Here is a 12,603-nt window from a genome sequence, read left to right as displayed (position 1 = left end):
TAAACCGAAAAAGAAGCCTCAGCAATGCTGCCAAGGCTCCATAAGCGGAATTGCCGCTTCACCTCTCAAGCTGGTACATCCTACCAGTTGAATACCTGTTATTGGAGCGGATTAACGAGCAGACTCAGCTCAGGATTATTCTCCAATGCCTGACTGCAATGCTCGCAAATGACTTTGACGGTCACTTCACCACCCGAATTATACGCTATTATATCTCTACGTTCGGCAGGGGTCAAGGAATGGAAGCCCAACCTTTCTTCGGTTATTGCCGCGGAATCAATTCGTCCCAAGAAAGTTCGACAATGTCTGCATACATAATTAACAATCATGTAATGTATATGCCTCCTGAAAGTTTTCTATACCTTTCAGTATGTCCAACAATCTTCCATTTAAGCCCGTCTGCCTGCGTCTGAACTTACTTGTTGAATTCAGCCATCGTCCGTTCAAACGGATGACTCAAGCTATGCTCTAAGGCGTTGCACGTGTCCTCGATCATTCCGGCCAGTAATTCTTTTTCCTTCTTGGGAAAGGTACCCAGAACATAATCGACAATAGCATGTCCAGGTTCCGGGCGGGAAATGCCCATACGTATCCGATTGAAGGACTGCGTGCCGGTATGCTGAATGATCGATTTAATGCCGTTATGACCGCCTGCGCTACCTTGATAACGCAATCTTATTTTACCGACTTCAGTATCCAGATCATCGTACACGACAACCAGATCTTCCATATCGGCCTTATAGTAGTCCATATAAGCACGTAGAGACTCGCCTGATAGATTCATATAGGTCATTGGCTTAATCAGTACGGTTTTTACGCCACCAATGTGGCCTTCTCCAATCAACGCCTTGCATTTGCTTTGGTTAATCTGGATGTTATGACGCGAGGCAAGAGCATCCAATGCCATAAATCCGACATTATGTCTCGTTTTCTCGTATTGGGGACCGGGGTTGCCCAATCCTACAATCCACTTCATAACCTTGACACCCTCTTTCGCAGTCTGTATTTTTTGGTAAAATAGTTGTATTGAATAGGAAGGTGCGTGCCGGTATGCTCAATCAAGGTGATATCCTCTTATATGACAGCCATTTTCTATATCATTTAAAACATTCCGTTCCTGTCCAGATATATGACGGGAATGTACATATTCAGATTGGCATCGTTGCGCGTTTTAATGAGCATTTCGTCGAAATAGAGGACACACTATACAATCGTCAACGCTTCACATTCATATCTCGCCCAGGCTTTTAGCCTGACATGCTGATAGGGGTTACCTTTTCCATATGGAAAAGGCAACCCCTTTTTTAATGAGCCAGCGCTTATTCGATTTCAAACAGTTTGCTGATCGACAATTCTTCATGCACACGGATGATAGCTTCTCCCATTAATGGAGCCACAGACAATACCTTCAGCTTGCTTGTCGGATTCGGGTGAACGATCGGGATCGTATCCGTCACAACCACCTCTTTTAATGGCGAATTCTCCAGTCTTTCCATAGCAGGACCAGAAAGCACAGCATGTGTACAACATGCATACACATCTTTTACGCCGCCTTCTTTAAGCGCATTTGCACCTAATACAATCGTTCCGGCTGTATCAATGATATCATCAATTAAAATAGCCGTTTTACCCTCAATGTTCCCGATGATGTTCATCACTTCACTGACATTTGGCTCTGGACGACGCTTATCAATAATAGCGAGCGGCGCACTCAGGAAGTCCGCCAGCTTACGCGCACGAACAACCCCGCCATGATCGGGTGAAACGACAATCGGGTTCTCAATTTGCTTGGAACGGAAATATTGGGCCAGAATTGGCGCTCCCAGCATATGGTCCACTGGAATATCAAAGAATCCCTGAATCTGCATCGCATGCAAATCCATGCTGATCACGCGGTGAGCTCCCGCTTTTTCAATCAAGTTAGCGACAAGTTTCGCTGTAATCGGATCGCGTGAACGAGCTTTACGATCCTGACGAGCGTAACCGTAATATGGCATAACGACATTGATACTTTTGGCAGAAGCGCGTTTAAGTGCATCAATCATAACCAATAACTCCATCAAGTTGTCGTTAACCGGCAGACAAGTTGACTGTACAATATACACATGGCAGCCGCGTACGCTTTCCGACAGCTTAACCTGGATTTCACCGTCACTAAACGATGTGGTATGGGATTCCCCCATTGGGATGCCGATGTAGTCCGCAATCTGGTGGGCTAACTTCGGATTGGAGTTACAAGTAAATATTTTGAGTTTGGAATCGCAATAAGTCATTAATAGAAACCCTCCGTGCTGGTTCATTCATTACAGATTCAACAGCTTGCTGATTAAGGTCATTCCGATCTTTTCTTCTTCGCTTTGGCACGTGCGCGGATTTTGTCCGCATATCCGGCTTTGTTCTCTTGACGTGGTCTGGCAATGGCCAGATCGTTATCAGGGACAGCATGTGTTACAGTGGAGCCTGCTACAACATAAGCACCTTTTCCAATCTTAATCGGGGCGATCAGATTCGCGTTGCTGCCAATAAAGGCATCGTCTTCAATTTCTGTAATGGATTTATTATATCCATCATAATTGACCGTTATTGCCCCGCAGCCAATATTTACGTTTGTACCCACCTTGGCATCACCGACATAGCTCAAATGAGACACCTTGGAATGATCTCCAATGGTCGCATTTTTCACCTCAACAAAATCACCAATTTTCACATGTTCGCCAAGCTTCGCGCCTGGACGCAGATAGGCAAACGGCCCCACAGAGGTACTGCTTCCCACTTCCGCTTCGTTCAACACCGAATGTTTTACCGTTGCGCCTGAATGGATAATCGTATTCTGAATCTCAGCCTGCGGACCAATCACACAATCTTCTCCGATTTGTGTTTGACCATGCAGCCATGTGTTCGGGTACAGTACCGTATCGGAACCAATAACAACCTCGCTCCCGATATAGGTAGAAGACGGATCAATGACAGTGACACCATTCAGCATATGCTTGCGGACGATGCGCTCACGCATATAGCCCTCAGCTACCGACAAAGCGACTCTGTCGTTAACACCGATGGATTCAGACACATCATCTGTCAAATACGCCTCAACCTGCTCACCTTCACCATGCAAAATACCAATGACATCTGTCAGATAATATTCCTGCTGTGCATTGGTGTTCGTTACCTTGTCCAGCGCTGCAAACAGCTTGGCATTGTCAAAGCAGTACGTTCCCGTATTGATCTCCCGGACAGCATCTTCCTCAGGTGAACAATCTTTCTGTTCCACGATCTTGAGCACGGCCCCGGAAGCATCACGGATAACTCGTCCATATCCTTTTGGGTCGTCCAACTCAGCGGTCAGAATCGTCGCAGCCGCCCCACGGCTCTCGTGCAGTTGCACCAAGCCCTCTAGCGTTTCCGCTGTGATCAAAGGAGTATCCCCACAAATGACAATGGTTGTACCTTTTTCCTGACCGAGCAAGTCCTTGGCTTGTTTGACAGCATGGCCCGTTCCCAACTGCTCTGCCTGAAGCGCATATTCTGCCGACGGTCCCAAATAAGACTGTACCGCCTCTGCTCCATGACCCACGACGACTACACTTCGGGACACACCGATTTCACGAACCGTGTCGAGCACATGCCCGACCATCGGTTTTCCGCACACCGGATGCAGAACTTTATATAATTTGGATTTCATACGTTTTCCCTGCCCTGCGGCAAGAATGACTGCCAACCTTTCCAACAAGTCCAACCTCCTATCCTGAAAATAACAGTTACCCCTTGGCTAAAACGTTAATTCCCAGATCAGATTTTGCTTAACTTTTCACAATCCTCCTGAAAAATAACGGCGAACCTTTGGTTAATGGCTATTTTTTCAGGCCAGCTTGTGCTGGACATTCATCCCCGGGACGCATCGCTGCCTAGTCCCTGTCTTATGAAAAAGCCGCTTCGGCAGCCCGGATGGCTCCAAGTTGCCTTAAAACTGACTGTTAACTCACTAAAGAATATATCTCATTCCAGACAAAAAGAAAAGAGAGCCACAGTTAGTGGCTCTCTTTTTCTTTTGTACCCCAATCCTGCTTTAGGCGAATTAAGCGCCTTCTTCAATAGCAACTTCTTCATCCACAGCTGCACGTTCGTACTCAGTCAATACAGCAGCTTGGATCTTCTCACGGGTTCCTGAAGATATCGGGTGAGCGATATCGCGAAACTCTCCGTCTGGAGTTCGTTTGCTTGGCATAGCTACGAACATCCCGTTATTACCGTCGATAACTCGGATGTCATGAACAACAAACTCATTATCAATCGTAATGGATGCAATCGCCTTCATTCTTCCTTCTGAGTTCACTCGGCGGAGTCTAACATCCGTAATCTGCATGTGTGTTTCACCACCTTTTTCCAAATAGGACTTGGTGTATACATTCCACACAGCAGTTCGAAATCCTTCTTTTTTTCGGCAATTCGTATCCTAAATTCAGGTAATTTTTTTGAAAAGATTTCTTTTCGACATATTTAGGTATTTTATGATGGATTGTGACAATTTACTGCCCTGTTCACTCATCAAAATAATTGCCCAGCTTGACTGTAATTTGCTTGCTTCGAGAATCGACTGCGGTCAGATTCGCCAGTGAAATATAATCGTGCAGCAGGCGCTCTTCGTTCTCCACCTCGCCTGATTCTACCAGCACACCTACACCGGCCACCTCAGCATCGAACTCAGCCAACAAGTCGACCATCCCCTGAATCGTGCCACCGGCCTTCATAAAATCATCTACAATGAGCACACGCGATTTCTCACGCATTGCACGTCTGGATAAAGACATCGTATGCAGGCTCTTTTGTGATCCTGAAACATAATTAATACTTACAGCCGAGCCTTCTGTCACCTGATGATCACGCCGTACGAGAACGACTGGCAAATTCAGCTGTGCTCCGGTTGCATAGGCAAGTGGAATACCCTTGGTCTCCACCGTCATAACCACATCAATCTGACGATTGGCAAAAGCGGTCGCGAATATTTTACCAGCTTCGTTCATCATCGCAGGTTGGCCCAGCAAATCGGACAAATACAGGTATCCTCCCGGTAATATGCGGTCAGGCTGCTCCAGTTGCGCACACAGGTCGTTCGCAAACGCAAGCGCATGCTGCTTGGAAAGCCTCGGGATCAGTTTGACGCCCCCTGCCGCTCCCGCCAGCGTCAGAAGCTCGCCAGTGCCCTCATCCTCAAATACTTCCTTGATGATGGCCAGATCCTCGCTTATGGACGACTTAGCTGCCCCGTAGCGATCCGCAAAATGAGTAAGAGGCACCAGCGTATGCGGCCGTGACAACAAAAATTGCGTCATTTCCACCAATCGTGAGCTTCTTTTAAGTTTTTTCACAACAATTCCTCGCGATCTATTCTCCTGCCGCCCGCTTTGTACAGTAAAGCACCGGCGGACTGGCCGGTTGCTGGCGGAATGTAAGTGATATAGTAAAATCCGAATATTTAATAGTAAATATATCATCTTCGTACGTATTTGTACAACAATTACCACTATAATAAGAAAAAATTATCTAAAATCAGGTCAAAAGTCGTACTGCATACACATCTTTACAAAACCCTCTTAGTCCATTGTAAATCCGTGGCACTTTGGCTTCCTTCGATACCAGTCCGAACACCGTAGGTCCACTACCTGACATCAGCACACCGTCTGCTCCTAAGCGGATCATGGAGCTTTTAAGATGCTCTACCTCTGGATACAGCTTTAGTGTTACATCCTCCAGTACATTCCCCAGCGCGTTGCATACATCGGTAAAAGAAGCGTTACGGATCGCATGCTCCATCTGGCGGGCAGACGGGTGGTGCGTAATCTGATCTGCTTTGACACGACCATACACTTCAGCCGTCGACACATTAATCGGCGGCTTCGCAAGGATCACCCAGCATTGTGGCGGATTCGGAAGTGGCTTGAGCAGTTCTCCGCGTCCGCTCGCTAAAGCTGTACCCCCTGTAATACAGAAAGGTACATCTGAGCCCAGCTCAGCACCCAGCACCCTTAACTCTGCATCCGAGATGCCAAGCTTCCATAGCTTGTTCAGTCCACGCAGCGCTGCGGCAGCATCACTACTTCCACCTGCCAACCCTGCCGCCACTGGGATATGCTTATCCAGATGGATGTGGACGCCCGTAGACACGTTATAACGTTCTTTGATCAGACGCGCAGCCTGAAAAGCCAAGTTCTTTTCATCCAATGGTATGTACCCGGCTTGACTTGAAATAATAATGGTATCACGCGGTAACTCGGACATTGTCAATCGGTCAGACAGATCGACCATGGTCATAATCATTTCGACCTCGTGATAACCATCGTCCCGCTTACGTAGAACATCAAGCATTAAATTGATTTTCGCCGGTGCTTTTTCATATATTTTCAAGGCGTTCACCCACCTTCAACTTTTCCCTCAAGACAGCTTAACATATTATATCAGACTCAGCGTGTCAAGTCATGAGGTTCAAAAAAGCGGAGATGACCCGGTCTAATCCCGGATATCCCCGCTTTTCATCAGCACCACCGATGGCTACGATTTGCGGGAAGCTGCCTGCTCGGCAAGTTGGATAGCCCGCTTGACCATATTGCCCGCATCCTTGGCTTTAATGCCTCCCCAGCCTTCTTCCTTGACCGTGTCGTAAAATCCAAGATCTTTGGCCAGCTCGTACTTTAGCTCCTCCGACATGACACTCCGTCTTCTTCGGCTCATACATACGCCTCCTTCGGCAATGGAATAAGGAAGATCATTCCCGGCTTAGTATGTGCAGAGATGTCATGCTTCATCCTGCTCTGTATATACAAAACGGCCCCGTCATTTGAAATGACGAAGCCGTCGTTAAACCTGCGAAGCTGGTATAAATCACGAAATTAATTAAGGTGTTTCAAAATATTCGACTACACTTGTATGGGAGTCGGGATCATATACGCTGACTTCCACCGACTCGGTAAGAATGTCAGCATAGCTGTAGGAGACACGTTTAAACGTCTGTTGCTCCTGATCCAGCTTGACGATAAAAACAGAAGGGTACGTTTCTTCCAAGACACCAGTTCGTTCGACGGTCTTACGGCGTCCGCCGTTAGCCCGCAGCAAAATTTTTTGCCCTACATGTGCGTCGAGACTGCGTTTGATTTCCAACAGCGTATTTTTAGCCATTGCCTAACGACCACCTCTTTCCTTGTCCATTATAACGAATTTTAGAGGGATTGTCAAATCAAGCTAAATATTATAACAACACGAAAAATAAGTTGTCAATTTAATTTTTTGCGAACAGGAATAATTTATATAAAAAATGACAAAAAGCCTCTGAAAGCAGAGGCTTTTTGTTCAGATTAATCCTATTGGCACATTTGAATCCTAGATTGCGGAAGGCGTTACTTTAAGCGTAGACAAATTTTCAAGCTTCGGCAGGCCGATGCGATAGCTTCCCCTAGTTTCAATTCCACCCACTCCGCGGCTGCCACTGATTGTCTGGTGAAACAGGTCCCCCATGTTGACCGTATCACGGATCGAAGTAAAGGCCGCCTTGGCAGCCACGTAAACGGGGTCCAGCGCGTGAATCAGGATACGCCCTGGTGAGCTGGCAAAGTTCGCTCCCGCACGTAGCAACGCTTCAAAATGGGACTGGCACGCCCCCGCTACAATCGTCAGCGAATCCAGATGACGTTCATATTGTCTTGCTACCTGAATCGCCGCCACAAAATTTTGCGAATTTTTATAACTTTTCAAGCTGTACAAATCATAAGGCTGTGGCTGCTTCAGCACACCGTCATGTCCGGTAATGACCACGATATCCGGACGGATACGGGGAAGCAGTCGGTACAACGTGTCCGCCATTGCCGATTCGTGAACGTGATGTCCCTCTGCAGGAACACGGAGCTGTTCATATAAACTGAGACATTTTTTCAAATAGCCGGGATCTCCATCCAGATGAAGAACCTTTCCCGGCATTTCAAAATACGTTGACTCGACCGGATCACTCCAGTCCCCAACCAGAGCTGCCTGACTACGAGCAGCTTGCTGCTGGCGTGCCCGTTGCAACAGATTAAGAGACTCACCAGCCTTAATATGGGCCTGCTGAGTCTTACCGCTAATCTGGTCTGCAGGCACTCTGACCAGATCGTTCACTGGGGAATCGGCCAGCAGCCGAAATTCTATTCCCTTAATGATCGCTTTATCCCGCTGGATGTCCTCAACACGAAACGTGACATCTCCGCCGTACGATTTCCGAACGACCAAGTCTCCTAAACTCATCACACTGTATCACCCCTCCTATATCGTATGGGTGAATGCACAGTTTGGTTCCAGCTTAGGATATACCTGCCTCCAACAGCACAGCGCTGAGACGCGCAAATTCCTCAATACTTAGCGTTTCTCCTCGACGGGAGGGTTCAATACCAGCTTGTTGCAACAACGGCTCCAGCGTGTCCCTGTTCTCTTTGGTGAAGAAACGGCTTTTTAAGTTATTGGAAATGGTTTTACGACGCTGGGCAAAAGCAGCATGAACCACTTCAAAAAAATGCTTCTCATCCACCACTTCCACTGGAGGGGCTTCCCGTACACGCAACCGGATGACTGCAGACTCCACATTCGGCTGGGGAATAAATACTGTATTCGGCACAATACAGACTAATTCAGGTTCGCTGTAATATTGCACCGCAATGCTCAGGCTGCCGTAATCCTTCGTTCCAGGAGACGCAGCCATACGCTCAGCCACTTCTTTTTGGATCATAACGACGATATTCTCCAAAGGGAGCTTGTCCTCCAGCAGCCTCATCAGAATCGGTGTAGTAACGTAGTACGGCAGATTAGCCACGACACTTACTTTGCTCACGTCTGCAAAATCGGTTGCGAACACCTCGCGCAAATCCAGCTTCAACACATCTCCATGACGTACCTTCACATGCTCGTAAGGGGCCAACACTTCTTCGAGAATTGGCAGTAGCCGCTGGTCAATCTCGACAGCGGTAACTGCCTTGGCCGATTGGGCCAGCTTCTCGGTCAAAGCACCAATCCCAGGACCGATCTCAAGTGCGCCCTTCGTCTCATCCAATCCGGCAGCATTTACAATCTTATTGAGAATATTCTGATCAATCAGGAAATTTTGTCCCAAACTCTTTTTGAACGAAAAACCGTGCCGTTGAATAATGTCCTTCGTACGCCGCGGTGTTGCTATATCTTGAATCCCTGTCATACGGATATCACAATCCTTCACTTTCAATTTGTGCCAGCGCCCCGGCAAATTCCTCGCGGCTGATCTGAAATACAGAGAGCCGTTTATGTAGCTGCTTTCCGTTACAATAACCAATACCCAGCACATTCCCTAAGGCCATACGGCGTGCAGCAGCATTGGGGTGGGTGATGAGTCCAGCATCAATCAGGTCCGCCCACTCAATCAGCGGGTCGGCGCCTTCCACTGTCGTATGGACCCGTGCAAGAGCGTGTCTGATCGCTTCTGGTGAGGCATTCTCCACGCCAATATCTCCTTTACGCGTCGCTTCTGCCTCGGGTATAAAGGCCTGCTTGCAGCCGGGTACCTTGGAAGCGATAATCTTACGGATGCGCTCCCCTGCATGATCGGGATCGGTTAAAATGATGACCCCCCGCCGCTCCTGCGCCAATGCAATTTTACGCAGCGTCATTTTATTAATGGCTGAGCCGCCAGTTTCTATCGTATCCGCTTCAACAGCGCGGCGAATGGCCACCGTATCATCCCGGCCCTCTACCACGATCACTTCCTTGATCATTTGCGTTTCCCTCCACTGCTACACAGCAAGCTATATTTATCTTTCCCTGCTTTTGAAAACAAAATAAGAAGAGGATATCCTCTTCTTAGCATGGCATAACTATGTTGTTAATACTATCGCATTGCCCTCAACATACACAACCTGTTTTAGTTGATTTCAGGCTTTACCGGTCCGATAACATAAACGGTTTTACCGTGCTTACGACCAAATTGGTTGGCTCGGCTCAAACTCTCATAATACACATCGATTTTGTGGCCTTTAATCGCGCCACCGGTATCCTCCGCACGGCGGAAGCCCACCCCTTCGATATACACCCACCAGCCGATTGGAATTACACTCGGATCGACCGCGATGGTGCGTCCTTCCGTGACACGTGCGCCGGATGCAGTACGTGTACCGATACCTGGCTCCTGTGAGGAATACGCCGTCATGGAGACATTTTGTAAAACTTTGCTATATTTAAAATTGACGCCTGCTTTACGGACAGCACTGCCCGAACTAACCGTTGTTGCCTTAACGGCATCATTGGGACCGACGGAAGCAGCCAGAACGACCGGTTTTTTCTTCGTTCCTACTGCAATGACTTTATCCACACGGTTCTGTGCAACTTCCTTGTTAACCAGCTGTTTGGATACCAACTTTCCATCATGATATACCTTTTGAACGTGCTGGACGACCACACCCGATTTGCCGCTTTGAATGACCCGATTATCGCCTTTATAAAGACTCGGATCGGCCGTTTTGATGACCTGATAAGGCACCTGTTTTTTCTGTTCGACCTGCTGTTTCTTCACACGGACGATTTTTATGTCCATGTTAGACGAAACAGAGGCATCCAACGCAGGATAAACTTTATCCGTTGATGATAATTTATAGCCCGAGGTACGAATGGCACCTTCTACTGTATTTTCTGTTGTGTACAGCTTTTTCGTCTCATTGCCTGAAGATACTTTGACTTGATTGGCACGTTTAATGACTACGCGATCGCCATCCTGTATTGCTCCATTTAGCGGCATGGAAACTGTATCATGCGGCTGAAGTGAAATGGAATGCTCGCTCAGCAAATCTTGAAGCTTGGATTCCCGGGTTTCTACCGCAGACGCCTTGCCATCGATGACAAAAAAGACTTGTTTTTTAGATTGCGTGTACATCAGAATTAAAATCATAATCGTTAGCGCGATTAGAAAAATAGCAACCAAAGCAGCCTGGCGCACATTCTCTTGCTTCCAACGCAATACGTAAGACATGCTGGATGAGCGTGACTCATGGGTATCCTTTTTTTGGAAAATGCCCATTTCCTCCGTCCTCCTTACATAGCCCGCCGTCTGGAGTAAGACATAGTTGAGATTTGACGTGACTATAACAGATTTTCTACAAGACAAGCCCAAACTGCGACTGTCCTGCACCATGTACCCGTCTTCGCGGCATGCTGTCCTCCCCTGTTTAACCACAGTATGATGACAGATTTTCTTTTATTCACAACAAAAAAAGCCAGAGAAAGAGACTAGAGAGCTCTTTCGTGGCTTCCGGCATGTGTGAATATGCGGGAAAACTCATGCACGAGATGGCTTCTCTCTTGTTACGCTTACGGGGTTAGCTGTCGGGTTCGGACGTAGAGAGTCGCCCTAGCTTGGGTCAACCGCTCATGGCGGTCGCCTTCACATTCACCCCGAAGACCCAGAAAGAAATCGAAATACGGCTCCTCCACCTATTCAATCCCATCCGGGGAAAGAATTTCGGTCGAGCCGGCTGGCGGAAGAGACGTTCCCTTCTTGCACATATGCCGGACGTACTGTAAGCCATATCGGTTCCCCCGTTCCCTGTAAAAGGGACTCAGCGAGACTGGTTCATGAAATGACTTGTTGATGTTTACATTCAAACAACAATTCACTGAAAAGATGATATCCTGTTTCTATGCATGTTGTAAAGCAGGTTTCAAGTACATTTTTTAAAATATTCGGTTAAAATATTGTAATATTCTCGAGTTTCCTGCAACAAATTCATGATTAGCTTCGTCTATCTCTTTATTTTGATCGATTTCTTCACTTTTTCATTGAATGTCAAATCGTTCCAGGGCATTTTGGGTCGTTATTGACACTAATTCCTCCACTGTAATCCCTTTGATTTGGGCTGCAGCCTCTGCTACCAGTCTCACATGTGCAGACTCATTTCGCTTCCCACGAAACGGATGAGGCGTCAGATAGGGAGCATCAGTTTCAATGAGCAGACGGTCCAGCGGCACCTGTGCGAGCACCTCTTTTGGCTGCTTGGCATTTTTGAACGTTATTGGACCACCGAAGGAAAGGTGAAATCCCATATCCAGCACCATTTTGGCAGTTTCCCAGCTACCCGAAAAGGAGTGCATGACTCCGCCAATCTCACTCGCTTTTTCCTCGCGCAAAATCTTAACAATATCTTCATGTGCATCCCGGTTATGGATAACAATGGGCATTTTGAGCTCACGAGCCAGACCAATTTGATTTCGAAACACCCGATGCTGCACATCCTTCGGTGATGTATCCCAATAATAATCCAGACCGATCTCTCCGATGGCTACAACCTTTTTATGACTGCATAACGATGCAATCCATTCTAGATCGCCCTCCTGCATTGTAATAGCATCCTGCGGATGCCATCCAACTGCCGCATAAATAAAATCATACGTCTCGGCCAATTTCATAGTGGATGGAATGGTCTCACGATTAAATCCGATATTGATCATCCGTGTTACTCCTGATTCGACAGCACGTGCTATAACTTCTTCACGATCTTCGTCAAATTGTGGCGCATCCAAGTGAGTATGAGTGTCGAATAAATCCAAGGTTTACATCTCCTTTTTTTA

General features: G+C 47.2%; 15 protein-coding genes and 1 riboswitch. Of the genes, 1 reads left to right on the top strand and 14 read right to left on the bottom strand.

Annotated features, from left to right (window positions below; translation table 11 throughout):
- Positions 1-98 precede the first annotated feature (98 nt).
- The gene (locus tag BM358_RS24420; RefSeq protein ID WP_013308128.1) at positions 99-329 is read right to left on the bottom strand and encodes an anti-sigma-F factor Fin; all 231 of its coding nucleotides are present in this window, start codon (positions 327-329) and stop codon (positions 99-101) included.
- An 86-nt stretch (positions 330-415) separates the two neighbouring features.
- On the bottom strand, positions 416-976 hold the full coding sequence (gene pth, locus BM358_RS24415) for an aminoacyl-tRNA hydrolase (protein WP_023986435.1): 561 nt from the start codon (positions 974-976) through the stop codon (positions 416-418).
- A 74-nt stretch (positions 977-1,050) separates the two neighbouring features.
- Here pth and BM358_RS27230 point away from each other — a divergent pair, with 74 nt between their 5' ends.
- The gene (locus tag BM358_RS27230; RefSeq protein WP_023986434.1) at positions 1,051-1,251 is read left to right on the top strand and encodes a hypothetical protein; all 201 of its coding nucleotides are present in this window, start codon (positions 1,051-1,053) and stop codon (positions 1,249-1,251) included.
- A gap of 68 nt (positions 1,252-1,319) precedes the next feature.
- Here the strand turns inward: BM358_RS27230 and BM358_RS24405 are convergent, their stop codons facing one another.
- From BM358_RS24405 to BM358_RS24350, 12 genes are all read right to left on the bottom strand, one after another.
- The gene (locus BM358_RS24405) at positions 1,320-2,273 is read right to left on the bottom strand and encodes a ribose-phosphate diphosphokinase (protein ID WP_013308125.1); all 954 of its coding nucleotides are present in this window, start codon (positions 2,271-2,273) and stop codon (positions 1,320-1,322) included.
- A gap of 59 nt (positions 2,274-2,332) precedes the next feature.
- Positions 2,333-3,730 (bottom strand): bifunctional UDP-N-acetylglucosamine diphosphorylase/glucosamine-1-phosphate N-acetyltransferase GlmU, encoded by a 1,398-nt coding sequence (gene glmU / locus BM358_RS24400; RefSeq protein ID WP_081819233.1) that lies wholly within the window; start codon positions 3,728-3,730, stop codon positions 2,333-2,335.
- A 345-nt stretch (positions 3,731-4,075) separates the two neighbouring features.
- Positions 4,076-4,363, bottom strand: a complete 288-nt coding sequence (gene spoVG, locus BM358_RS24395; RefSeq protein ID WP_007428016.1) for a septation regulator SpoVG — start codon at positions 4,361-4,363, stop codon at positions 4,076-4,078.
- A 175-nt stretch (positions 4,364-4,538) separates the two neighbouring features.
- Positions 4,539-5,366: a pur operon repressor gene (gene purR, locus BM358_RS24390; RefSeq protein ID WP_013308122.1), complete on the bottom strand. Its 828-nt coding sequence runs from the start codon at positions 5,364-5,366 to the stop codon at positions 4,539-4,541.
- Between the two features lie 181 nt (positions 5,367-5,547).
- Positions 5,548-6,402 carry a 4-(cytidine 5'-diphospho)-2-C-methyl-D-erythritol kinase gene (ispE, locus tag BM358_RS24385; RefSeq protein WP_013308121.1) on the bottom strand — a complete coding sequence of 285 codons (855 nt, stop codon included), beginning with the start codon at positions 6,400-6,402 and terminating at the stop codon, positions 5,548-5,550.
- Positions 6,403-6,546: 144 nt separating this feature from the next.
- A complete protein-coding gene (locus BM358_RS24380; protein ID WP_007428013.1) occupies positions 6,547-6,726 on the bottom strand; it encodes a small, acid-soluble spore protein, alpha/beta type in 180 nt (59 codons plus the stop codon).
- A gap of 162 nt (positions 6,727-6,888) precedes the next feature.
- On the bottom strand, positions 6,889-7,170 hold the full coding sequence (gene veg, locus BM358_RS24375) for a biofilm formation stimulator Veg (protein ID WP_013308120.1): 282 nt from the start codon (positions 7,168-7,170) through the stop codon (positions 6,889-6,891).
- A gap of 201 nt (positions 7,171-7,371) precedes the next feature.
- On the bottom strand, positions 7,372-8,268 hold the full coding sequence (gene yabG / locus BM358_RS24370) for a sporulation peptidase YabG (protein ID WP_023986432.1): 897 nt from the start codon (positions 8,266-8,268) through the stop codon (positions 7,372-7,374).
- A gap of 55 nt (positions 8,269-8,323) precedes the next feature.
- Positions 8,324-9,208, bottom strand: coding sequence for a 16S rRNA (adenine(1518)-N(6)/adenine(1519)-N(6))-dimethyltransferase RsmA (gene rsmA / locus BM358_RS24365; protein ID WP_023986431.1), 885 nt, complete (start codon positions 9,206-9,208; stop codon positions 8,324-8,326).
- Between the two features lie 7 nt (positions 9,209-9,215).
- On the bottom strand, positions 9,216-9,761 hold the full coding sequence (rnmV, locus tag BM358_RS24360; protein WP_013308117.1) for a ribonuclease M5: 546 nt from the start codon (positions 9,759-9,761) through the stop codon (positions 9,216-9,218).
- Between the two features lie 146 nt (positions 9,762-9,907).
- Positions 9,908-11,056 carry a 3D domain-containing protein gene (locus BM358_RS24355; RefSeq protein WP_028542519.1) on the bottom strand — a complete coding sequence of 383 codons (1,149 nt, stop codon included), beginning with the start codon at positions 11,054-11,056 and terminating at the stop codon, positions 9,908-9,910.
- Positions 11,057-11,327: 271 nt separating this feature from the next.
- Positions 11,328-11,610: riboswitch (cyclic di-AMP (ydaO/yuaA leader) on the bottom strand.
- Positions 11,611-11,811: 201 nt separating this feature from the next.
- Positions 11,812-12,582 (bottom strand): TatD family hydrolase, encoded by a 771-nt coding sequence (locus tag BM358_RS24350; protein WP_023986429.1) that lies wholly within the window; start codon positions 12,580-12,582, stop codon positions 11,812-11,814.
- Positions 12,583-12,603: the final 21 nt, after the last annotated feature.

The organism is Paenibacillus sp. cl130 (genome assembly GCF_900116035.1).
Lineage (GTDB): Bacteria > Bacillota > Bacilli > Paenibacillales > Paenibacillaceae > Paenibacillus > Paenibacillus polymyxa_B.
This window is presented reverse-complemented; position numbering and strand designations above follow the sequence as displayed.

Coding starts and splice junctions, on each gene's coding strand:
- veg (WP_013308120.1), bottom strand. CDS start 7,170: ATGGCTAAAAATACGCTGTTGGAAATCAAACGCAGTCTCGACGCACAT.
- rsmA (WP_023986431.1), bottom strand. CDS start 9,208: ATGACAGGGATTCAAGATATAGCAACACCGCGGCGTACGAAGGACATT.
- BM358_RS27230 (WP_023986434.1), top strand. CDS start 1,051: ATGCTCAATCAAGGTGATATCCTCTTATATGACAGCCATTTTCTATAT.
- BM358_RS24355 (WP_028542519.1), bottom strand. CDS start 11,056: ATGGGCATTTTCCAAAAAAAGGATACCCATGAGTCACGCTCATCCAGC.
- pth (WP_023986435.1), bottom strand. CDS start 976: ATGAAGTGGATTGTAGGATTGGGCAACCCCGGTCCCCAATACGAGAAA.
- yabG (WP_023986432.1), bottom strand. CDS start 8,268: ATGAGTTTAGGAGACTTGGTCGTTCGGAAATCGTACGGCGGAGATGTC.
- BM358_RS24380 (WP_007428013.1), bottom strand. CDS start 6,726: ATGAGCCGAAGAAGACGGAGTGTCATGTCGGAGGAGCTAAAGTACGAG.
- BM358_RS24405 (WP_013308125.1), bottom strand. CDS start 2,273: ATGACTTATTGCGATTCCAAACTCAAAATATTTACTTGTAACTCCAAT.
- rnmV (WP_013308117.1), bottom strand. CDS start 9,761: ATGATCAAGGAAGTGATCGTGGTAGAGGGCCGGGATGATACGGTGGCC.
- spoVG (WP_007428016.1), bottom strand. CDS start 4,363: ATGCAGATTACGGATGTTAGACTCCGCCGAGTGAACTCAGAAGGAAGA.
- BM358_RS24420 (WP_013308128.1), bottom strand. CDS start 329: ATGATTGTTAATTATGTATGCAGACATTGTCGAACTTTCTTGGGACGA.